At 56.1% G+C, this 21,771-nt stretch carries 18 protein-coding genes; 7 read left to right on the forward strand and 11 right to left on the reverse strand.

All coding sequences use genetic code 11. From position 1 onward, the window contains the following. Window positions 1-4 precede the first annotated feature (4 nt). Window positions 5-1,009, forward strand: a complete 1,005-nt coding sequence (locus CRO08_RS00230; RefSeq protein WP_097034592.1) for an ImmA/IrrE family metallo-endopeptidase — start codon at window positions 5-7, stop codon at window positions 1,007-1,009. A gap of 58 nt (window positions 1,010-1,067) precedes the next feature. On the opposite strand, the gene alaS is transcribed toward CRO08_RS00230, so the two are convergent. Further along, a complete protein-coding gene (alaS, locus tag CRO08_RS00235) occupies window positions 1,068-3,713 on the reverse strand; it encodes an alanine--tRNA ligase (protein WP_255252170.1) in 2,646 nt (881 codons plus the stop codon). A gap of 182 nt (window positions 3,714-3,895) precedes the next feature. Continuing rightward, window positions 3,896-4,921 carry a family 16 glycosylhydrolase gene (locus CRO08_RS00240; protein WP_097034594.1) on the reverse strand — a complete coding sequence of 342 codons (1,026 nt, stop codon included), beginning with the start codon at window positions 4,919-4,921 and terminating at the stop codon, window positions 3,896-3,898. A gap of 359 nt (window positions 4,922-5,280) precedes the next feature. On the opposite strand from CRO08_RS00240, the gene pflB reads away from it, so the two are divergent. Beyond that, a complete protein-coding gene (gene pflB, locus CRO08_RS00245) occupies window positions 5,281-7,542 on the forward strand; it encodes a formate C-acetyltransferase (RefSeq protein ID WP_097034595.1) in 2,262 nt (753 codons plus the stop codon). A 528-nt stretch (window positions 7,543-8,070) separates the two neighbouring features. Here pflB and CRO08_RS00255 read toward each other — a convergent pair. The 7 genes from CRO08_RS00255 to CRO08_RS00280 form a co-directional block, all read right to left on the reverse strand. Further along, a complete protein-coding gene (locus CRO08_RS00255) occupies window positions 8,071-8,643 on the reverse strand; it encodes a hypothetical protein (RefSeq protein WP_097034597.1) in 573 nt (190 codons plus the stop codon). Between the two features lie 42 nt (window positions 8,644-8,685). Then, on the reverse strand, window positions 8,686-9,117 hold the full coding sequence (locus CRO08_RS00260; protein ID WP_255252171.1) for a hypothetical protein: 432 nt from the start codon (window positions 9,115-9,117) through the stop codon (window positions 8,686-8,688). A 245-nt stretch (window positions 9,118-9,362) separates the two neighbouring features. Then, entirely contained in the window at window positions 9,363-10,514 is a 1,152-nt protein-coding gene (locus tag CRO08_RS00265) for a glycosyltransferase family 2 protein (RefSeq protein ID WP_072809331.1), read from the reverse strand. Continuing rightward, window positions 10,511-11,020: a thioredoxin family protein gene (locus CRO08_RS00270; RefSeq protein ID WP_255252172.1), complete on the reverse strand. Its 510-nt coding sequence runs from the start codon at window positions 11,018-11,020 to the stop codon at window positions 10,511-10,513. The genes CRO08_RS00265 and CRO08_RS00270 overlap by 4 nt, the downstream gene beginning before the upstream one ends. After that, window positions 11,017-11,397, reverse strand: coding sequence for a DUF4296 domain-containing protein (locus tag CRO08_RS17200; protein ID WP_255252173.1), 381 nt, complete (start codon window positions 11,395-11,397; stop codon window positions 11,017-11,019). The genes CRO08_RS00270 and CRO08_RS17200 overlap by 4 nt, the downstream gene beginning before the upstream one ends. Window positions 11,398-11,415: 18 nt before the next feature. Then, window positions 11,416-12,336 carry a signal recognition particle-docking protein FtsY gene (ftsY, locus tag CRO08_RS00275; protein ID WP_097034599.1) on the reverse strand — a complete coding sequence of 307 codons (921 nt, stop codon included), beginning with the start codon at window positions 12,334-12,336 and terminating at the stop codon, window positions 11,416-11,418. Between the two features lie 23 nt (window positions 12,337-12,359). Beyond that, complete coding sequence (locus CRO08_RS00280; RefSeq protein ID WP_072809322.1) at window positions 12,360-12,941, reverse strand: ATP-dependent Clp protease proteolytic subunit; 582 nt, start codon at window positions 12,939-12,941, stop codon at window positions 12,360-12,362. A gap of 115 nt (window positions 12,942-13,056) precedes the next feature. On the opposite strand from CRO08_RS00280, the gene CRO08_RS00285 reads away from it, so the two are divergent. Genes CRO08_RS00285 through CRO08_RS00300 form a run of 4 tightly spaced genes read left to right on the forward strand, consistent with a single transcriptional unit; the run spans window position 13,057 to window position 17,408 of the window. After that, on the forward strand, window positions 13,057-14,445 hold the full coding sequence (locus CRO08_RS00285) for a DNA methylase (protein ID WP_097034600.1): 1,389 nt from the start codon (window positions 13,057-13,059) through the stop codon (window positions 14,443-14,445). Window positions 14,446-14,455: 10 nt separating this feature from the next. Beyond that, window positions 14,456-14,701 carry a hypothetical protein gene (locus CRO08_RS00290; protein WP_097034601.1) on the forward strand — a complete coding sequence of 82 codons (246 nt, stop codon included), beginning with the start codon at window positions 14,456-14,458 and terminating at the stop codon, window positions 14,699-14,701. Window positions 14,702-14,709: 8 nt separating this feature from the next. Further along, a complete protein-coding gene (locus tag CRO08_RS00295; protein WP_097034602.1) occupies window positions 14,710-15,360 on the forward strand; it encodes a fibrobacter succinogenes major paralogous domain-containing protein in 651 nt (216 codons plus the stop codon). Between the two features lie 23 nt (window positions 15,361-15,383). Then, on the forward strand, window positions 15,384-17,408 hold the full coding sequence (locus CRO08_RS00300; RefSeq protein ID WP_097034603.1) for a GTP-binding protein: 2,025 nt from the start codon (window positions 15,384-15,386) through the stop codon (window positions 17,406-17,408). Window positions 17,409-17,427: 19 nt separating this feature from the next. Here the strand turns inward: CRO08_RS00300 and CRO08_RS00305 are convergent, their stop codons facing one another. Together CRO08_RS00305 and CRO08_RS00310 are read right to left on the reverse strand one after the other, a co-directional pair. Continuing rightward, on the reverse strand, window positions 17,428-18,633 hold the full coding sequence (locus CRO08_RS00305; RefSeq protein WP_097034604.1) for an ABC transporter permease: 1,206 nt from the start codon (window positions 18,631-18,633) through the stop codon (window positions 17,428-17,430). A gap of 44 nt (window positions 18,634-18,677) precedes the next feature. Beyond that, on the reverse strand, window positions 18,678-19,436 hold the full coding sequence (locus CRO08_RS00310) for an ABC transporter ATP-binding protein (RefSeq protein ID WP_097035669.1): 759 nt from the start codon (window positions 19,434-19,436) through the stop codon (window positions 18,678-18,680). Window positions 19,437-19,644: 208 nt separating this feature from the next. Between CRO08_RS00310 and CRO08_RS00315 the strand changes: the two genes are divergently transcribed. Further along, on the forward strand, window positions 19,645-21,765 hold the full coding sequence (locus CRO08_RS00315) for a polysaccharide biosynthesis tyrosine autokinase (protein WP_097034605.1): 2,121 nt from the start codon (window positions 19,645-19,647) through the stop codon (window positions 21,763-21,765). Window positions 21,766-21,771: the final 6 nt, after the last annotated feature.

Consider the following 21,771-nt stretch of genomic DNA (forward strand, 5'->3'; position numbering starts at 1 on the left):
GTTTATGCAGGTATATAGATGTGATGAATTGGCTTATGTGACTCCGCCAGGTAGGACGCTGTCGGAAAAGTTAGAAGAAATGGGTCTCGATGCCAACGATTTGGCTGCACGCATGGGCTACACGCCCAAGGCGGTGAACGATATTTTGCAGGGATATTGCCGTATAACGCCGGAAGTGGCGTTTTCGCTTGAGGTAATAACCGAAATTCCTGCGAACTTCTGGCTGCGACGTCAAATTGCGTACGATGAGTACCTTGCCCGCGAATATGTCAAAGCCTCCCTTGACAACCAGCCTCTCTGGAGAAAGTCTTTTCCCGAAGAACTTGGCGTGCGCGACTGGGTACGGCGCGGTAAAAACGAGGCTGACGACAAATCGGGCCTTTCGCTCCTCAAGTTCTTCGCGGTGGCGTCTCCGCAGGCGTGGGACAGTTATTACAAGGATGCTCGCCTGAAGGTCGCCTTCCGCATTTCGCTCGCCGATGTCAAGGACCCGTATGCCATGTCGGCATGGATTCGTCGGGGCGAAATCCTTTCGGACCAGGACCCGATGGAAAAGCTGGGGCAGCCCGCGGTCCGCAAGAACCTGAAGGCGGCGCTCCCCGAAATCATCGCATTTGCGGCGGCCAACAAGGTTCGCCCGAAGAGCAAGAAGCGCATTACCTACTGGACGCCCGAGGCGGAAGTGGTTGACGACTGCATGACTGGCCTGCAGGCGCTGTGCCGCAATATCGGTATCCGCGTGCTGTTTGTGCAGAACTTCAAGAGTTCGCCGGTTCACGGGATGTACCGCTGGTACAAGGACGTTCCCCTAATCCAGCTGCACGACCGCTTCGAGAAGCGCGCGACGATGTGGTTCACGTTCTTCCATGAGCTGGCGCACGTGCTTTACCACGGCAAGAAGGGGATTTGTCTGCAAAACATCGAAATCACGCACAACTATCCCGAAAAAGAGGACGAGGCGAACGCCTTCGCGCAGAAGTGCATGGTGGATGCGGGATTTAAGGTATAAAAAAAGCGAGGGTGACACGCTAATGTTGCGCGTTTTGTTTCCGCGCGACGTGCATTAATTACGCACCCAACTTCGCGCGGATCCAGTTGTTGGCGTTGGCAATAGCACCGGCAATCTTGTCGACTTCCTTGGTACCGGCCTGAGCGCGGTCCGGGCGTCCACCGCCGCGGCCACCGCAAGCAGCGGCGAGGTCCTTGACGAGGTCGCCGGCCTTGATGCCCTTGGCCTGGACGTTCTTGCCGACCATCACGGCGATGCTTCCGTTGCCTTCGCCCTTGTTCGCAATCACGGCGACGCTGTCGGTGTCGAGCTTGTTCTGAACGCCGTCCAGCAAGTTCTTGTACTTTTCATCCGGCATGGAGAGCTCGCGAACAATCAGGTTCACGCCCATCACGTTGATGCCGCCGTTCAAGAGTTCGGCAGCGGCGAGCGTCGCAAGTTCCAGCTTCACGGACTGGAGGCTCTTTTCCAAGTTCTGCGTTTTGGCGAAGCTCTGCTGAATGCGGTCGAGAACTTCGACGTCCTTGCAGCGGAGCTGTTCGTGGAGAGCGGTGAGAATCTGCGTACCGGCGCGGAGCAGGCTCAGAGCACCGCGACCAGAGACGGCTTCGATACGGCGCACGCCAGCGGACACGCTGGATTCACTAACAATCTTCACGAGGCCGATGTTACCGGTGTTCTGCACGTGCAAGCCACCGCAGAGTTCCTTGGAGAATTCTTCGTTGCAGGCGCCCATCTTCACGACGCGGACTTCGTCGCCATACTTTTCGCCGAACAGAGCCATGGCACCACTTGCCTTCGCTTCGTCAACCCCCATCACCTGGGTGTTGACCGGCAGGCATTCCATCACCTTCGCGTTCACGATGTCTTCCGCCTTCTGGATTTCTTCGGCGGTCATCGCGTTGAAGTGGCTGAAGTCAAAGCGGAGGAGTTCGTTGGAAACAAAGCTACCCTGCTGCTGCACGTGGGTACCAAGCACCTGGCGGAGCGCGGCCTGCAGCAAGTGAGTGGCGGAGTGGTTCTTGCGGATATCGTTACGGCGGTCGTTATCGACGGTGGCCATGAACACGGCACCCATCGTCGTTTCGTTGGCCGTACCCTTCTTCACCTTACCGCGGCAGAGGGCGGTGTCGTTCACCTTCACGGTGTCGAACACGTCGATTTCCAAATCAGCAGAAACGAGCGTTCCCTTGTCACCGACCTGGCCACCCATTTCGGCATAGAACGGAGAGGTTTCAAGCACGATGGAGAGGACTCCCTTGTCTTCACGCCAGCGGACAACCTTCGTTTCGCAAGCGGAGAGTTCATAACCCACGAACTTGGTGCTTTCTTCGCTGTACTGCGTCCAACCTTCGGTACCCATCGTGTTGATGCCCTGCTTCATGTTGGCGCGGGCGCGGGCCTTCTGTTCTTCCATGCACTGAGTGTATCCTTCTTCGTCAATGGTAAGGCCCTTTTCTTCGGCGAGAATACCGGTGAGGTCCGGCGGGAATCCGTAAGTATCGTAAAGGAGGAACACCTTGTCGCCCGGCACGGTCTTTGCGTCGCCGAGTTCAGCCACGATGCCGGCGAAGCGTTCGAGGCCGGCGTCGAGCGTGCGGATAAAGCTTTCTTCTTCGCTCTTGATCACGGAGGCCACGAATTCCTTGCGTTCGCGGATTTCCGGGAAGGCATCGCCCATTGTGTCGGCAAGCACCTGCACGAGCTTGTAGATAAAGGCTTCCTTCTGGCCCAGCAGGCGGGCAAAGCGGCTCGCGCGGCGGAGAATGCGGCGAAGCACGTAGCCACGGCCTTCGTTGCTCGGGAGAGCTCCATCGGCAATAGCGAAGGAGATTGCGCGGATGTGGTCGGCAATCACGCGGTGCGGAGTACCGGCTTCGCCATCGTTGTACGGCACGCCACTTAGTTCAGCAATCTTTGCGATAATCGGAGTGAACACGTCGGTGTCGTAGTTGCTGGTCTTGCCCTGCAAAATAGCGCAGATACGTTCGAAGCCCATGCCGGTATCGACGTTCTTTGCCTTCAGCGGAATCAAGCTTCCGTCGCTCACGCGTTCGTACTGCATGAACACGTTGTTCCAGATTTCAATGTAGCGGTCGTTTTCGCCGTTCACACCCTTGATGGGGTCCTTGAACGTTTCGGCCTGCGTAGCGAGGTCGCCGCGGTCATAATGGATTTCGGAGCAGGGGCCGCACGGACCGGTGTCGCCCATTTCCCAGAAGTTGGAGTGAGCATCGAAGCGCATGATGCGATCATCCGGAAGACCGGACACGTCCTTCCAAATCTGCCAAGCTTCATCGTCATCCTGGTACACGGTCGCGAACAGGCGTTCCTTCGGGAGTTTCCACACTTCGGTCAAAAGTTCCCAAGCCCAGGCGATGGCTTCTTTCTTGTAGTAGTCGCCGAAGCTCCAGTTGCCGAGCATCTCGAAGAAGGTGTGGTGGTAGTTGTCGCGGCCCACCACGTCGAGGTCGTTGTGCTTACCGGACACGCGGAGGCACTTCTGGCTGTTGCATGCGCGCTTCCAGCCCTTCGGATTGTCGCCCAGGAAGATAGCCTTGAACTGGTTCATGCCCGCGTTCGTGAACATGAGCGTCGGGTCGTCATGCGGGACCACCGGCGAAGAACGCACAAAGAGGTGGCCCTTGGATTCAAAGAACTTGATGAAAGATTCGCGCACCTGCGCAGAAGTCATAGTAGGCATAATGTGTCCCTTTTATTTTTCGGGCGTAAATTTAGCAAAAGGCGAACGTAGCGGCAAAACAACTTGTTGTTTTGACATTGCTGAGCCGTGCTAAATGCGCTCCGAAGGAGCGCCAATTTAGAAAAAAAAGACCCCCGGACAAGTCCGGGAGTCCCATTAGGAGGAGCGAATTTCGTTAAAAGCTACAGTTCGTAGTCGAGGCGGAGTTTGGCGTAGCCGTTTTCCACGCGGATGTTCAGGTCGCGGTACATCACGCGCTCCATTTCCCAGTTGCCTTCGGACCAGCGGCTGTAATCAAGAGCGTCGCCTTCGAAGTCATCTTGCCAGGAGAGGGTGAAGCCCTTGGTGTCCGCATTGTAGGCGTACACACGCACGTAGTCGATATGCTGCTCGATGGGGAGATTTTCCGGAGCCCACTTGCCGGTCCAGCTAGCGGTCTTGGAGGCCCACAGGTTGAAGCGGAGGGACTGCTGTTCCGTAAGGAACTTCACCTGGTCCGCATCGGCGTGGCTGCCCACAAGTTCACCCGTCGCAACACGGCGGACTTCTACGCTGTCGATTTCCCAGGCCACGTAATCCGGAGTCCAGACGATTGCATACAAATGAAATTCATTCGTCGCGTCGAAACCGAATTCGTGAATCTTTTCCGAAGATGTCAGGCCCGAAATGGAGGGGTCAGCCTCACGCGTAAGGATATTGGACTGCCACGAGTTCGGGTCCTTGCCGAGAATCTCGATGTCAATCTCGTTCCACGGCTCATCGCCCTTTTTCCAGGAGAGGTCGTAGTTGAGGAACATGGAGCTCACGGAACCGCTTGTAGCGGCCATCTTCATGCGGGCCTCGAAACGCCCGTACAGGAACTGTTCCTTGCCGGTAAGTTCCGCTCCGTAGAACGTGTACTTTTTGGTCGGGTCGTACGGTCCATCGACTGCGGGTGGAATCGGGTCGATGCCGCCGGCCGACGGAGTTGCCGATGAAGAGAGAGGAACATCGGGCAAGACCGAGGAAGACGACAGTTCCGGCAGGAGCATGTCGGAAGAAGATGTCGGGTCAATGACCGCCATGTCCGAAGAGGAACCCAGGTCTGTCGGGAGCGCGTCGGAAGAGAGTGCCGGATCGGGATTCACCGGGGCGGTGGAGGAGGAGTCGTCGGAGCAGGCGACAAATGCGGCAGCGACAACCAGGGGCAAGATGAATTTCGTTTTCATGGGAACCTCGCGGTTTCAAGTTTTTCTGTTTTTAAAGGTATCTTTTTTTCTTGGGTCGCGCACGCGTAGACGCTAAAGTTCTGTAAAAAGTGTATCAACTGTACTAAAAATGCCCGCGCCGCCAGAATTCTTTTCCCGTCGCACGCGTTATTTCATTGACCCTCAACAAATTGCAAAATATTTAATTTTTCCTGTTGCTCTTTGATAATTTATTATGTATATTTGTAATAATTACAATGTAGTGCAAACACAGACGGGCGCCGATTTTTTGGGGATTGACCCCACCGCTTTTTTGGTAGATTTGGACTCATAAATCAGGTTGTTTTTGCTTTTTGAATAAGGATAAAAGAAGGTAAAAGATGATAGTGAAAGAAGAATGGGACGGACTCGTCGGCCAGCGCTGGAAAGAAGAAGTCAACGTCCGCATGTTCATCCAGAAGAACTACAAGCCCTACGACGGGGACAAGTCGTTCCTCGTGGGCCCGACCGCCGCCACCACCAAGCTCTGGAACGAGGTCCAGGAACTGCAGAAGCAGGAAATCGCGAAGGGCGGCGTGCTCGACATGGATACCGACGTGGTATCTACGCTCACGAGCCACCCCGCCGGCTACATCGGCGAAGGCACGAAGGATTTGGAAAAGATTGTGGGCCTCCAGACGGACAAGCCCCTGAAGCGCGCGTTCATGCCGTTCGGCGGCATCAAGATGGCCGAGGAATCCTGCAAGAACTACGGCTACACCCCGAGCGCAGAACTGCACCACATTTTCACGGACTACCACAAGACGCACAACCAGGGCGTGTTCGACGCGTACACCCCGGCAATGCGCGCAGCCCGTAAGGCCCACATCATCACGGGCCTCCCCGACACCTACGGCCGCGGTCGAATCGTGGGCGACTACCGCCGCGTGGCCCTCTACGGCATTGACTACCTCATCGAGAAGAAGATGGCCGACAAGGCCCTCACCGACGAGACCGACATGTCCGAAGAAGTCGTGCGCCAGCGCGAGGAACTCGCCGAGCAGATCAAGGCGCTCCAGGGCATGAAGGAAATGGCGAAGATTTACGGCTACGACATTTCGAAGCCCGCAAGGAACGCACGCGAGGCCGTGCAGTGGCTGTACTTCGGCTACCTCGCCGCCATCAAGACGCAGAACGGTGCCGCAATGAGCGTGGGTCGCGTATCCACGTTCCTCGACATCTACATCAACCGCGACATGGAGAAGGGAATCCTCACCGAAGAGGAAGCCCAGGAACTCGTGGACCACTTCGTGATGAAGCTCCGCATGGTCAAGTTCGCGCGCATCACGAGCTACAACGAACTGTTCAGCGGCGACCCGGTGTGGGCGACGCTCGAAGTTGCGGGCCTCGGCCAGGACGGCCGCCACATGGTCACCAAGACGGACTACCGCTTCTTGCATACGCTCGTGAACATGGGCCCCTCGCCCGAACCGAACCTCACCGTGCTCTACAGCCCGCGCCTGCCCGAGAACTTCAAGAAGTTCGCCGCGGAAATCTCCGTGAAGACGAGCGCTATCCAGTACGAGAACGACGACACGATGCGCCCCATCTGGGGTGACGACTACAGCATCTGCTGCTGCGTCTCTGCAACGCAGACCGGCAAGGAGATGCAGTTCTTCGGTGCACGTGCGAACCTCGCGAAGGCGCTCCTGTATGCCATCAACGGCGGTAAGGACGAGGCGATTTGCAAGGGCCAGCAGATTGGCCCCGAGTACCCGCCCATCACGAGCGAATACCTGGACTACGACGAGCTGGTGCACAAGTTCGACCTGTACCTCGACTGGCTTGCACGCCTGTACGTGAACACGCTGAACCTTATCCACTACATGCACGACAAGTACTACTACGAGGCCGCCGAGATGGCGCTCATCGATACCGACGTGCGCCGTACGTTCGCGACCGGCATCGCAGGCTTCAGCCACGTGGTCGACAGCCTCTGCGCCGTGAAGTACGCGAAGGTGAAGGTCATCCGCGACAAGGAAACCGGCCTTGCGCAGGACTTCCAGATTGAAGGCGACTTCCCGCGTTACGGAAACGATGACGACCGCGCCGACGACATTGCCGTGTGGCTCCTGAAGACGTTCATGGCGAAGATCAAGCACAACCCGACCTACCGCCATTCTGAACCGACGACCAGCATTCTCACGATTACGAGCAACGTTGTCTATGGCAAGGCGACGGGAACGCTCCCCGATGGGCGCAAGGCGGGTGAACCGCTTTCTCCGGGCGCGAACCCGAGCTACGGTGCCGAAAAGCACGGCCTCCTGGCTTCGCTCAATTCCGCATCCAAGATTCCGTACGACTACGCGCTCGATGGCATCAGCATCACGCAGACCATCAACCCGGCAGCGCTCGGGCACGACGACGCGGAACGTACCGAAAAGCTCATGCAGGTCTTGGACGGGTACTTCAGTACCGGAAGCCACCACCTGAACGTGAACGTGTTCGGCGTCGAGAAGCTGAAGGATGCGATGGAACACCCGGAGAAGGAAGAATACCAGAACTTCACTATCCGCGTGTCCGGCTATGCGGTTCGCTTCATCAAGCTTACGCGCGAACAGCAGCTCGACGTGATTGCCCGCCAGGCGCACGGCGTATTATAAGACCGCTCGCGCTAAACCCGGGTATTAAATTACTCCGGATTGCGCTCGCTCTCGCCTGCAACGACTCGTTAAGACGAGTCGTCTCCGGCTCACGGAGTGCTGTAATCGTTTATCGCCTTTATCAAGAAGCCCCCGCAAGGGGGCTTCTTCAATCTTATTGACGGTTTCTTTTCAAATCAACCGTATCAATTATCACCGAACGTTTTATCAAAGTGTCGGCAGAATATATCCGCTTCAGTTTAATCTTGTACAGGGTATCATTTATTGTCAAATCGTAAACGGGTATTTCAGAGCCCTTTACAACCGCAGAATCACTGCATTTCCTATTTGAAGGCACAGACGTGCCGACAGTCAGGCTTTTACAATTCCCCATGGGTTTGGTATAACTAATCTTTATCTTGATGCAATCTACGGTCGTATCCTTCGAAAACAAAATCATGGACGCATCATCATAAAAACAGCCCATCGAAAACGAGCAGCATAAGACGAGTATGGCGATTATTCTATTTGCCATAAATTATTCATCATTCAGAAGGTCGTAAGAAGATGCTTCTTGCATCCATGGACAAATACTTCTTTCGCAAAGAAATTGTACATGTTGTCATCCCCTCTGATTTCTTCATTGCCCGGGAAATACTCAAACCTTTCTTTTAATGAAGCATGCTTATTGCTTTTCCCCTTCCACATGAACAAGGAAATTCTTGGTCCATTTTTTGACGGCTTTTCTCGCGTCACAATCCTCACATTATTTTCAATGTTATTCAGCCTTTCCATCTGTTCCGGGGTCAGGCTCTCGTACACACCGCAAACGCTCGACCAGACCTTGTTTACCTCTTTGTTTTTAGAATACATGAAATACCCTTCATTCACCGGGTACATATAAATCACAAGATCATCGTCTAAAGAAAATGTGTCGTCAAAATGACTAAAGTAATGGTTCAGGAATAGCCCAAAAGCCGAATAGGACTTCTCGTCATCCAAGCACTGCTTGCATTGACTTGTCATCACGCTGTCAATGGGAGGCGGGCAAGAATCGTCTTCACGATTTTCGCAGCCTAGGAAAATAAAAAGCAAAAAACAGACAAGTAATCTACCGAGCATTTTGCACCTCCCAGTTAAATTCTCGAGTATGCAAGAGCGATTCTAGATTTCCACGAGGATTCCTGCGTGGAGGTATACGAAGCCGTGCCCGTCATGGTGCAGGTACTGGTAACCCGCCGTAAGCAAGATGGACGAGTAGTCCCCGTTCTTGATATCGAGGCCACCACCCGCACGCCAGAACATCTGGTGGCGTTCGCCAATCATGTAGCCAAAATCGCCGATAGCGACCGGGAGCACCTGCCGCCCGATGGGGAGGCGCACCCACAGGCTGGCAGAAAGCGGAACGTAGCCCACGTTGTCGAGTTCCTCGTAACCGCCGCCCACGCCCACAAAGGTCATCTTGTCGATAGGGAACCACCAGTGGCCATAGAAACTCATGTTGAACTTGGAGAGTTCGCTCACGTGGTTCGTGACACCGCCCTGCACGTCCATTGTGAAGGCGTTCGCCGGGATGACAGCAAATGCGACGGCCAACAAGACCGCCTTTAGAACAGCAAACTTTGACAATGTCTTTTTTTCATGCATCTTCAACTTCTAACTCTCGTTTCGAAATATTGCAAGTCTAGATTCTGCTCCTTTGAACCTAACGCGACTATGGGGCTAAAGCCCCAGGTCTTGTATATCGACTTCGCAACTACGTTGCTCCGCTCAGAATGACACTTTCTCTCACCTATTCTATGCACTCTGCTCAGAATGACACATCCTTTCATCCAAAACACTCATTCATCGCTGCGCGCTTCGCGGGCCCAGCCACCGCTCTTTTCACGCCTGAACGAGAGGAAGAATCCCTTGAGCAGGGCAAGGTTCATCGACATAAAGTAATATGCACTCGGCACCGCCTTCGTCACGCAAACAAGGAAGGCGAGCACAAGGAACCCGAACGACACTTGATAAACACGGCCAAAAGGCAAAAGGAGCGTGTTCAGGATAAACAGCAGTATTATGAGGTGCGGGGAGAACCAGCGCAGAATCTTGTGCGAGAAGAAGAGGTACGCAAGCAGCGGGCGGAACGGGTTCAGCAGCGGCAGGTAAGACCACAGGTAGTTGAAGTTCGCGCGCCCGATACGCACCTTGCGCCGGAACTCGCCGCTCGATTCCTTCGATGTCTGTTCCGTGCCGATGGCGCTTGCGACAAACGTGCAGAAGTACCCTTTCTGGAGAATCTTCGTGGTAATGAAGAAGTCGTCCATGACGCTCTTCTTTACGGGCAGTTCCGTGTAGAGGTTACGCCGGATGGCGTAGAGAGCGCCGTTACCGCCGATAAGCCTGTCGAGGATTCCCTCGAACTTCTTGATTTCGGATTCCAAATCCCAGTACGAACTTTCGCCCTGGCCGAGCATGCTCCCGCTCTTGTCCGAAAGAATCAGGTGGCCGCAGACGCACCCGATTTTGCGGTCCTCGAAGGGGGCGACAAGCTTGCGCACCACATTCGGGAAGAACATCGTGTTCGCGTCGCAGAACACGAGAATCTCGCCTTTCGCAATCTTCTGCAGGCGGTTGAGCATCGCCGCCTTGCCCGCGTTCTTCGGGGCCTTCACGAGGGTGATTCCCTTGTCGGCGTATCGCGCGATAATTTCTGCGGTGCGGTCGGCAGAACCGTCGTCGCCTATCAGGACTTCGAGTTTCTCCTTCGGGTAGTCGATTTCCAGGATGTTCTGGATTTTGCGCTCGATGACGCCTTCCTCGTTGAAGGCCGATATCAGGAGCGAAACCGTAGGCAGATCAAAATTTTCAATGATATCGCGGCGGCGGCGCTTGAACAGTTCGCTCACGAACGGGAGCGTCACCGGGAAAATCACGTAGCAGAGCGCAAGCAGAAAAAACAGCCCCCAGAAGGCGACGCGCAAATAGAATACTACTTCTTCACTCATTGTTTTATCCACTCCTCTTCCTTTACAAGGAACTTGAAAAGAAGAGACTGCATTTCTTCGGGGCTCATGGAGTCCGTTACCGTCAATATAGTAAGACCTTTCGGCGCCACGAGCACGAAGGCGGGCAAAGCGCTCAATTCCCACGTGTCGAAGTAGCAGCGCTGTACCGTCTTGCGCTCCCCGTCACACGAAATCGTGTCTTGCGACTCGGCATTGAGCTTTACGGCATAGAACCTGCTGTTCAAAACCGAGGCGACCGTCGGGTCGCTGTACACGTTCGCCTCCATGATGCGGCAGGGCACGCACCAGTCCGCATACAGGTCGACAAAGATGAGCTTCGGGTTCTGTTTCGCCTTCGCGAGCGCGGTGTTGTAATCCATCCAGTGGACTTTAGACTTCTTCTTCGGGACAGCCGCATACGCGGGCGATAAACCGGCGGGCACGCAGAACGCCAACAGGAACAAGACCGCGGCAAACGCTTTCGCAAAACGGGAAACGCGCGTCACTTCTTCTCCCCCTTCTTTTTTTCCTTGACCGGCTTCGGGATGCCCAGCAGCGAATCGATGCGCTCGGTAACCGCACGCTCGAACGGGAGCCACATGGCGTCGTCGTTCAGGACGGCGTCGCATGCCTGCGTAAACGTTTCGGTGGTATAGCCGTACTTCTTGAGGGTCGCCTGGCGGGCAAGCCTTGCCGCAGGCGCTTCTGCACCGTAGTTCTGCTCGATTATGCGCACTTCGACAAACGCTTCCACCAGGCGCATGTCGGGCTTGATATCTTCCTTGCTGCACGAGGCGAGCAGGAACGCGGCGAGCACGGCAAAAGCAAAACGAAACGCGGTCGCCCGCGCCTCATTTGCCGTATCTTGCGTGAATCTCGCCATCGCCGGAACCCTTAGACTTTAAGGCTGCTCTTCCAGCGCGTTCTCGAAAAGGCCTTCCACGTATTCGGCCTTGCTGAAGGGCACCAGCTGGTCGATGCGCTCGCCCATGCCAATCCAGCGGATGGGAATCTGGAGCGAACTTGCAATGCTGAGAACCGCACCTCCACGTGCAGTCCCGTCGAGCTTGGTGACCACGAGCCCCGTCAGGGGGAAACTCTGGTTGAAAATCTTCGTCTGGTTGATAGTGTTCTGGCCGGTATTGCCGTCAATCACGAGCCACATGTCGTGCGGAAAATCCGGGTTCACCTTCTTCATCACTCGGACTATCTTCTTGAGTTCTTCCATCAGGTAGTCCTTGTTGTGCAGGCGGCCGGCGGTATCAATCAGCACCACGTCGCACCCGCGGGCGACGGCGGCCTGGCAGGCGTCAAATGCGACTGCCGCAGGGTCACTCCCTTCCTGGTGCTTCACGAATTCTGCACCGCTGCGCTCGGCCCACGTCTCGAGTTGTTCGATGGCTGCGGCGCGGAACGTGTCGCATGCCGCAATCATCACCTTCTTGCCTTCATTAATCCAGCGCGAGGCGAGCTTGCCAATCGTAGTCGTCTTGCCGGCACCGTTCACGCCAATCACGAGAACCACGTGCGGCTTGCCCTTGAGTTCAAACGGCGGCGGGTCCTTGAGCAGGCGTTCCGCCTCGCTCCGCATGATGTCGAGCACCTGCTCGGTCGTAAGCGACTTGCCCAGCGCCTGTTCGCGGAGTGCATCCGTCAAGAGGAACGCGGCTTCCACGCCCACGTCGGCCTTGATCAGGTGTTCCTCGAGTTCCTCGAGCGTGTCGTCGGTAATCTTGCCCGCGCCGACAATGCCCTTGAGTTCGCCCATGAGGGCGTCGCGCGTCTTCGCAAGACCGTTCTTGATGGCAGAAAACAGGCCCATTTCTAGAATCCTTTAACGCGCCGTTAGACGAGGCTCTCGACCTTGTCGACCAGGCCGTAGGCCTTGGCCTCTTCGGCGCTCATGAAGTTGTCGCGTTCGGTATCGCGGTCGATTTCCTCGATCGTGTGTCCGGACGTTTCGGCAAGGATCTTGCCCGTGATGCCGCGGATGCGGAGCATTTCTTCGGCCTGGATCTGGATGTCGCTCGCGGGAGCCACAATCTCGCCGTGGATGAGCGGCTGGTGAATCATGATGCGGGCGTTCGGCCATGCGACGCGCTTGCCTTTTGCACCGGCGGTAAGGAGCACGGCACCCATGGATGCCGCCTGGCCGCAGCAGACCGTCACGACGTCGCTCTGGATGGCGTTCATGCAGTCGTAGATGGCAAGGCCGCTAGAAATCACGCCACCCGGGCTGTTGATGAAGAACACGATGTCTTCGTGGTTCAGGGAATCCAGGTACAGGAGCTGCTTCACGATGCGTTCGGCGCTCTCGTCATCGACGCCACCCCACAGGAAGATACGGCGCTTGGAAGCGAGGAATTCTTCCGCCTTCTTCATCATTTCCGGAGTCTGGTTTTCTTTCTTTTCGTTGCAGTCAGCCATAGTAAATCCTTTTTGTTCGGGTACAATTTAGAAATTTCATTTTATTATCGTCCTGGACCCGTGAATTGTAAAGCCTGAATGGGGTTATTTGACCATTTTTTTTATATTCCCTCCCATGCCCTCCCGCACGTATGCTGCCATAGACCTCAAGTCGTTCTTTGCCTCGGTGGAATGTATCCTCCGGGGCATTGACCCGTTGAAGGCGAAACTCGTGGTGGCCGACGAGAGCCGCACCGAGAAGACGATTTGCCTTGCGGTGACGCCTGCGCTAAAGGCCTACGGGATACCCGGGCGTGCGCGCCTGTTCGAGGTGAACCAGAAGGTGCGCGAGGTGGAGCGCCGTACGGGCGAAAAAATCGAGTTCATTATCGCGAAGCCGCAGATGGCAAAATATGTGGAGTACTCCACGAAGGTCTACAACGTATATCTCAAGTACGTGAGCGCAGAAGACATTCACGCGTATTCCATCGACGAGTGCTTTCTGGATTTGACGCGCTACCTTAAGTTGTACAAGATGACGGCGCGCGAACTGGTGAAGACGATTATCCAGGACGTGTTCAACACGACGGGAATTACCGCTACAGGCGGAATAGGCACGAACCTTTACCTGTGCAAGGTCGCGATGGATATCATGGCGAAGCACGTGGAGGCGGATAGTGACGGCGTGCGAATCGCGGAACTCGACGAGATGAGCTACCGGAAAAATCTCTGGTCGCATCGCCCGATTACGAGCTTTTGGCAGGTGGGTCGCGGCATAGCGGCGAGGCTAGAGAACTGCTACCTGAACGGCGGGCGGGGTATCCGCACGATGGGCGACATTGCCCGCGTGAGTGTCAAGAATCCCGAGGCGCTCTACAAGATGCTCGGCGTGAATGCGGAAATCCTGATAGACCATGCCTGGGGTTACGAACCGTGCACCATCGCAGATATCCGGAAGGCGAAACCTCGCAGCCGCAGTACGGGCGAGGGGCAGGTTCTACAGGACCCGTACCCGTTCGACAAGGCGCGTATCGTGGTGCGCGAGATGGTGGATACCGTCTCGATGGCGCTGGTGGAACATGAACTTGTATGTAACGGGCTCGTGCTTACGGTGGGTTATGACCGCGAAAACGTGGACAAGGGAACCTATCACGGCGAGACGGTGCAGGATTTTTATGGAAGGACGGTGCCGAAGCCAGCGCACGGTACGGCGAATATCGGGTACTACACGAGTTCGCAGACGGTGATGGCCGACGCTGTGATGAAGCTCTTTGACCGCATCGTGAATCCGGAACTTACGGTGCGTCGCCTGAACCTGGTCGCGACAGACATCGTGGACGAAAAGAACCGCGGGTTCGACCTGTTTACTGACGTGCAGAAGCAGGAACGCGAAAAGAAGCGCCTGAAGGCGGAACTGCTTATAAAGAAGCGGTTTGGCAAGAACGCCATCGTGAAGGGCATGGACCTGCAGGAAGGTGCGACGACCATCGAGCGGAATGGGCAGATCGGAGGGCACCGAGCTTAATTGATGATTGATGATGGATGATTATAAAGACATAATAAATTTGCCGTACCCGAGGGACGACTGGAATTTCCTCATGAAGCACCCGCGCATGAGCATGGAGGCCCGTGCGAAGATTTTCCACCCGTTTGCAGCACTCCGCGGGCATGCGGAAGCGCTTGATGCCACCGCGGAACGTAAGATGGATTCCGTCGAAAACGAGTTCGTGCTCGAGGACCCGGATATGGTGATGCCCGAGGAAGGCTCCGATTTTTTATAATTGCAGTCATGAAGCATTTTATTGTAGCGATAACGGCACTTGTGTTTGCGTTTGCGAGTTTATCCGTAGCGAAGCCCGCGAAGGCGAAGGCTAGCCCGAAACCCACCAGGACGGCAGCAAAGGCGGTGAAGAAATCCGAAGTGAAGGATGCCCGCGACGGGCAGGTTTACCGCGTGGTAAATATTGCGGGCCTTATCTGGATGGGCGACAACCTGAACTACAATGCGGAAGGCAGTTTTTGCCTCGATGACGACGAGAACAGCTGCATGGCCTATGGGCGCCTGTACAGCTGGGATGTTGCGCAGAAGGCGTGCCCTGCGGGTTTCCGCGTGCCGACACACGCAGATTTCGAGAAACTCTGGACGGCTGCTGGCGCGGATTTTAATGCGGGTTACCTATTGAAGACAAACTACGGCTGGAAAGGTGACACCAACGGGAACGATACGCTCAAGTTTTCTGCCATGCCTGCGGGCAACCGCTTCGATGACGGCACGTACGGTAACCTCGCGAAGTTCGCCTTCTTCTGGACTGCGGACGACAAGTCGGAAGATATCCCTGCGGGCGAGGCTCGCGTGTGGTACCTCACGAACAAGTCGATGGCCTTCGGTTACACCGCGAAATCCAAAAAGTTCGCGTTCTCGCTCCGCTGCGTCAAGTAAAGTTTTTTGCTAGATTGAAACTTATGCCCATTCGCAACATTGCAATTCTCGCCCATGTGGACGCCGGCAAGACGACCCTGTCGGAACGCATTCTGTTTGCGGCGGGCGAGGTGCGCCGGCCGGGCAAGGTGGAAGAGGGCCTTGCCACGATGGACTACATGCCCGAAGAAAAGGAACGCGGTATTACCATCGAGAGCGGCGTCGCTCATTTCGAGTGGAAGAACACCTGGTTCAATTTTATAGATACTCCGGGCCACGTGGATTTTGGCGCGGAGGTGGACATGGCGCTCGGTGCGGTGGAAGGTGCCGTGTTGGTGGTGAGTGCCGCGAGCGGTGTCGAGACGCAGACCGTCGCCGCCTTCCGCAAGTTACGCGAGGCGGGCGTCCCCGTAATCCTGTTCATAAACAAGCTGGACAATCCCGACTACTCGCTGGACGAAACCCTCATCAACGTGGAGGAACTTCTGGGCGTGCGGCCGGTGCTGATGGCCCTTCCCGAATATACCGCGGGCAAGATGAGCGGCATTCTGGATGTGCTGAGCCAGAGCAGGCTTGTGCATTCCGAGACGGGCGAGGAGATCGTGGACGAGGGCTGGAACGTCGATGACGGCTGGGACAATTCGCGCGAGCTCAAGAAGCATTATGCCGAGGCGGTGGAATTCGCGAGCAGTTTTGATGACGAGATTCTGAAGCTTGCCATGGACGGGAAGGCGGTTGCCCCGAAGTTGCTTTTGCGCGGGCTCAAGGCGCTTGCGAAGAGCGGGGAATACGCGCTCTGTTACGCGGGTTCCGCGCTCGAGGGTTACGGCGTGCGCAGCCTCATTACGGCCCTGTCGTTCTTTTTGCCGGAAGTCCCGGAGTTTAATGCGGGCGAGCTCGGCCAGGTGATTCGCCTGCGGCATTTCAAGGGCGTGGGCGAAATCTCGCTGTTCCGTAGCCATACGGCGATGCAGCGCAAGGAATGGCCCGCGGGTTTCGAGTTCTCGAGGCTCAAGGCAAACTTGCTCGTGCCCGTAGAGGAGATACGCCCGGGCGACATATATGCGATGCGCGCCCCGTTCGAGACGGAACTGGGGCAGGTTATAAGCCTGGACGGACAGCGCCGTGTAATCCTGAGTGGAATGCCGCAAGGCATGGAGTCGAAGGATCTGGATGCGGAGCACGATGTCATTCCGGAGGGGCACAGCCCCGATAGAATCCAAGAAGAACAACAGTCTATTCGCGAGAAGTACCGCCCGCTGTTGCAGACCCGCGTGGAGTGCCTCGGTTCTGAGGACTACCAGCATGTAGAAAAGAGCCTGAATACGCTCAGCCGCATGGACCCGAGTTTCCGCGTGCAGAAGGATGATGGCGGTTTCTGGTACCTGCATACGGTGGGCGAGGTGCAGCTCGAGGTGCTGCTGGCTCGCCTCAAGCGCGAGTTCGGCTGCGAGGTGCGCGCGGGTAGCCCCGAGGTGCGCTGGCAGGAACGCCTGTGCCGCGAGGTGGGCCCGGTGGAAAATACGTTCCAGGTAGGCCCGCACAAGATTTCCATAAGGCTTTCGGCAAGCCCGCTCGATAGCGAGGCGCACGACATCCGGCTTTCTGCGGAATTCCTGGAGACCGCCCCCCGCGAGATTCTGGCGGGAGTGCGTTCTGCCCTCCTGGAATCGACCGAGGTGGGAGTGCTCGGGAAGGGCGCCCTGGTGGGTGTGCGGTTTATCGTTCACGAGTTCACATGGACCGAGGGCGCCTTGCCCCCCATGATTAAGAAGGCGTGCGCCGATGCGGTCGTGAAACTCATCAAGCCCGCCGATGTTCGGCTGTACGAACCCGTGATGGAACTTTCGCTCGAATGCCCGGTGAACTTTGCGGGCCTCGTTACGGGCGATATACAGTCCCGTGACGGCAAGGTGAAGGAAATCGGCGGTGACGGCAAAACGCATTTTTTGAAGGCGGAAGTCCCCCTGCGAAAAATCTTCGGGTATGCCACCGGTGTGCGCAGCATCAGCAAGGGAACCGCGCTCTACAGCATGCGGCTTCTCGGTTACCGCCCCTCCAGCAACTAAACCGCCCCTCCCTAGTTTCTTATTCAAACCTAAGCGCTTCAATCGGGTCGAGCCGGCTTGCCTTCCTTGCAGGGTACCATCCGAAGAATACTCCGGTGACAAAGCACACGGCAAAGCTCACGACGACGCTCGTGATAGAAACGCTCATAGGCATGTTGAATACGCTCTTTACCACCTCGGAGGCGGCAATGCCGAGCGCAATCCCGATGATACCCCCCAGCAGGCTGATGATGACGGATTCGAACAGGAACTGGAACATGATATCGCGCCCGCGTGCACCTATTGCCATGCGGAGCCCGATTTCCTTGGTGCGCTCGGTGACGGAAACATACATGATGTTCATGATTCCGATGCCGCCTACAAACAAGCTAATTCCTGCGATGATGGTGAGCACGAGCGAAATCAGGTCGGATGTACTCGTGATGGTCTGTATCATTTCTTCTTGCGTGAATACGCGGAACGGGTCTGTGGGCCTTGTCCAGCTGCGCCGTTCCTTCAGGATTCCCATAATCTCCTCGGTCGCCTTCTCGGCATACCCTTCACCGATAGAGTTCGCGTAAATCTGCCGGATGTTTGTCGTTGCCGAGAACCTGCGCATTACGGTCTGGTACGGAGTGAATATCACGTCGTCGTTATCTTGTCCAAAATCGCCGGAGCCCTTCGCCTTCAGGGTGCCGATGACCTTCAGGGGAATGCTCTTGTAGCGCAGGGTCTTTCCGATGGGGTCGCCTTCGGGGAATAGGTTCTTCACGACGGACTGCCCGATGACGCAGACTTTCGCCATGCGGTCTGCCTCGTCGTCGAACATCACGCCGTCCTCGATTTCGTAGTTGCGTATCTTGAGGTAGTCTGCGGAAATCCCGGAGAGAGTGGTGGGGGAGTTGTTGTTGCCGACAATCGCCTGCCCGCCGACAGTGACCATCGGGGAGACCCCGTCGATGTATGTCGCCTGCTCGCGTATGGCAATCACGTCGGCTTCCTCGAGCATCTCGCTGGATTCCTTCTGCACGCCGCCGCGCCTGTCACGGTTCGGCATGATGATGATGGCGTTCGAGCCCATCGAAGTCATCTGCTCCTTGATGGAAATGCGGGAGCCTTCGCCCATCGCCACCATGGCGATGACTGCCGCCACGCCAATGACGATGCCGAGCACCGAGAGGAAGGTGCGCATGCGGTTGCGGAGAAGCGCGCGTATCGCGATTTTTGCTAAGGTAAGTGGAGCCATCGTCAATTATCCATCATCAATCATCCATCATCAATCATCAATCATCAATCATCAATCATTTCCGGTGGCGGCAGGGCCTCGAACGCGGCTTTCGCGTCCTGCACGTTTTCGTTGATTACGTCCTTCTTGATGAGCCCGTCGCGCAGCGTGATGGTGCGCCCGCTGAATGTCGCGATGTCGGGTTCGTGGGTCACGAAGGCGATAGTTTTCCCCTGCCGGTTGAGTTCCTGGAAAATCATCATGATTTCGTAGCTCGTGCGCGTATCCAGGTTACCCGTGGCCTCGTCGGCAAGGATAATCACGGGGTCGTTCACGAGGGCGCGCGCGATGGCGACCCTCTGCTGCTGGCCGCCCGAAAGCTGGTTCGGCAGGTGGTTCATGCGTTCTGCAAGCCCGACCCTTTCCAGCGCCTCGATGGCGCGGCGGCGCCTCTCGCTTGCCGATACGCCGGAATTGTACAGGAGCGGCAGTTCCACGTTCTCGATGGCGGTCGTGCGGTTCAGCAGGTTGTAGCTCTGGAATACGAACCCGATTTTCTTGCTCCTTATGCGTGCGAGCGCGTCGCGCTTGAGCTTTTCGGTATGCTCGCCGTCCAGTATGTAGTGCCCGGAGGTGGGGCGGTCCATGCACCCGAGTATGTTGAGCATCGTCGACTTGCCCGATCCGCTGGTCCCCATGATGGTCACGAACTCGCCTGGATGTATATTAAAGTTTACACCGCGCAGCGCATGTACGGTCTCGTCGCCCATCTTGAAGTCGCGACGGATGTCCTGTATCGAAAGTATGGGGCTTTTTTCACTCATTTTCGTCATTTTAGATGTCTTGGCGCATATTTCCGTTGCACGGGGGGTAGAAGATAATATATTTGTGGTTGATGTGTGGCGAAAAACTGGCCCAAAAGCCGGGGTGATTTTCGTCACTATTTCTTTTTTTGCTAGCTTTTGTAATAATAATGTATTTTTCCCTCGTTGGACGTATCTTGACGTTTGATAAGGACTTGGAGATTTTTTGATGGATAATAAGGTACCGCAAGGCGCTACTGCGAAACCGGAAGATGACGAGATCGACATTCTCGAAATTCTGGTGTTCTTGAAGAGCAAGTGGAAGTTCTTGACGATTTTCCTTGTTTTGGGGCTTTTTGCAGGTGGTGTTGCTTCCATGTGGATGCGTCCCGCGTACAAGAGCGATATCCTTCTGCAGGTGGATGTTAAGGGCAACAAGTCGTCCAAGGCGCTTGGCGAAATGGGTGCCCTCCTGGATGTTTCCACCCCCTCCGAAGCAGAAATGCAACTCATCAAGAGTCGCATGGTGCTCTCTACGGTTGTCGATGAGCAGCGCCTGTGCTATTCGGCAGTGCCGCTCGACAAGGTGGACCGCCTTTTGCACAGGGAAGGCCGCATGGACCTCGAGTTCCTGAGCATCCCGCGTGCCGTTACCGAGGCGAAAATCAAAATCAAGGCCCGTGTGCTGCCCGATTCCACCAAGTTCGAACTCCTGGGCGAGGACGATGCCGTATTGCTGAAGGGCGAGGTCGGGGAAACCTACAGGCAGCCCTATGCGGGCGATACGCTTGCCATTTGCGTGCGTTCCATGAAGGCCCGTCCGGGACAGGTATTCCTCCTGGGTGCGACCCATCCTCAGATGGCGGTTGCCGGTCTCCTGGGTGGCCTGAGCGTCTCGGAAGAGGGCAAAAATTCCGGGATTATCCGCGTCTCGATGCAGCACGCCTACCCGGACCGCGTGGCGGATATCCTGAATTCCATCGCGAATACCTACCTCAAGCAGAATATCGAAATGCGTAGCGCCGAGGCGAAGAAGACCCTCGACTTCCTCGAGGAACAGCTCCCGAGCGTTAAGGCAAAGCTCGATTCTTCCGAACAGAAGCTTACCTCGTTCCGCAACGCGAACGGGACTATCGACCTTTCGGGTGAAACGCGCGTGCACCTCGAAAAGGACGTGAGCCTCCAGCAGCGCCTGCTCGAACTTGAACAGAAGAAGCAGGAAGCCCTGCGCCTGTTCCAGGCGGAACACCCGACGGTCCGTACCATCGAGCAGCAGCAGGCAAGGCTCTATGGCGAACTTGCGAAGCAGAAGAAGGCGGCGGACAAGCTCCCCAAGACCCAGCAGGAATTCCTCTCCCTGCAAGAGGAAGTGGAAGTCAACAACAAGCTTTACACGAACCTCCTGAACAATATCCAGCAGCTCCGCGTGGTGCAGGCGGGTGAAGTCGGAAACGTGCGTATCGTGGACCAGGCCTACGTGCCCATAAAGCCCGCGAAGCCGAACCGCAAGCTGATTTTTGGCGGTGTCGCCTTGGCGTTCCTCCTCCTTGGCTGTGCCATCGTGCTCGTGCGCCGCATGTCGCATAACGGTGTCGCGAGCAGTACCGAGGTCGAGCAGGCTACAGGTATCGGCGTGTACGGAAAGCTCCCGATGCTCGGCAAGGGCACCGAGAACAACGTGCTCGATCCGGTCGTGCACGAAAAGCCCGACGAACCGTTTGCCGAGGCGGTCCGTGCCCTCAGGACGGCGCTCGAGTTCTCGCTCTTTGCCGACGGCAAGAAGGTCCTTATGGTATCGGGCCTCATAGAGGGCGTGGGCAAGTCGTTCGTCTCGACGAACCTCGCATGCTCCTTTGCCATGTCGGGCAAGAAGGTTTTGCTTGTGGATATGGACCTGCGCCGTGGCCGCATGTTCAAGAAGGGCCACAAGGGCCTCTGCGAAATGCTCCGTGCCGAAAAGTTCGATGACGAGTACATCGAGATGGTTAGCGAGAACTACCACATCATCGGTTCGGGCAAGCGCGTGGTGAACCCGGGCGACCTCTTGAACAAGAACCGCTTCGGTACGTTCCTCGACACGTTCCGTAAAAAATACGACCTGATTATTCTTGATACCCCGCCTATATTCCAGTGCAGCGATGCGCTCCTGGTCGAAAAATATGCGGATTACCTTTTGTGCGTGCTGAAGCAGTCGGCGCAAAGCATGGATAACATCCAGGAAGCGCTCTCTACCTTCGACCGCAGTACCGAAACACCTTTGCCCAAGGCCTTCGTGTTCAACAAGTGCGAACGCCATTCGGGTTACGGCTATGGTGGCTACTACGGCTACTATGGCTACAAGAAGTATTAACAACAC

Source organism: Fibrobacter sp. UWT3 (assembly GCF_900230125.1).
GTDB lineage: Bacteria > Fibrobacterota > Fibrobacteria > Fibrobacterales > Fibrobacteraceae > Fibrobacter.

Coding starts and splice junctions, on each gene's coding strand:
- CRO08_RS00230 (WP_097034592.1), top strand. CDS start 5: ATGCAGGTATATAGATGTGATGAATTGGCTTATGTGACTCCGCCAGGT.
- alaS (WP_255252170.1), bottom strand. CDS start 3,713: ATGCCTACTATGACTTCTGCGCAGGTGCGCGAATCTTTCATCAAGTTC.
- CRO08_RS00240 (WP_097034594.1), bottom strand. CDS start 4,921: ATGAAAACGAAATTCATCTTGCCCCTGGTTGTCGCTGCCGCATTTGTC.
- pflB (WP_097034595.1), top strand. CDS start 5,281: ATGATAGTGAAAGAAGAATGGGACGGACTCGTCGGCCAGCGCTGGAAA.
- CRO08_RS00255 (WP_097034597.1), bottom strand. CDS start 8,643: ATGCTCGGTAGATTACTTGTCTGTTTTTTGCTTTTTATTTTCCTAGGC.
- CRO08_RS00265 (WP_072809331.1), bottom strand. CDS start 10,514: ATGAGTGAAGAAGTAGTATTCTATTTGCGCGTCGCCTTCTGGGGGCTG.
- CRO08_RS17200 (WP_255252173.1), bottom strand. CDS start 11,397: ATGGCGAGATTCACGCAAGATACGGCAAATGAGGCGCGGGCGACCGCG.
- ftsY (WP_097034599.1), bottom strand. CDS start 12,336: ATGGGCCTGTTTTCTGCCATCAAGAACGGTCTTGCGAAGACGCGCGAC.
- CRO08_RS00280 (WP_072809322.1), bottom strand. CDS start 12,941: ATGGCTGACTGCAACGAAAAGAAAGAAAACCAGACTCCGGAAATGATG.
- CRO08_RS00285 (WP_097034600.1), top strand. CDS start 13,057: ATGCCCTCCCGCACGTATGCTGCCATAGACCTCAAGTCGTTCTTTGCC.
- CRO08_RS00290 (WP_097034601.1), top strand. CDS start 14,456: ATGATGGATGATTATAAAGACATAATAAATTTGCCGTACCCGAGGGAC.
- CRO08_RS00295 (WP_097034602.1), top strand. CDS start 14,710: ATGAAGCATTTTATTGTAGCGATAACGGCACTTGTGTTTGCGTTTGCG.
- CRO08_RS00300 (WP_097034603.1), top strand. CDS start 15,384: ATGCCCATTCGCAACATTGCAATTCTCGCCCATGTGGACGCCGGCAAG.
- CRO08_RS00305 (WP_097034604.1), bottom strand. CDS start 18,633: ATGGCTCCACTTACCTTAGCAAAAATCGCGATACGCGCGCTTCTCCGC.
- CRO08_RS00310 (WP_097035669.1), bottom strand. CDS start 19,436: ATGAGTGAAAAAAGCCCCATACTTTCGATACAGGACATCCGTCGCGAC.
- CRO08_RS00315 (WP_097034605.1), top strand. CDS start 19,645: ATGGATAATAAGGTACCGCAAGGCGCTACTGCGAAACCGGAAGATGAC.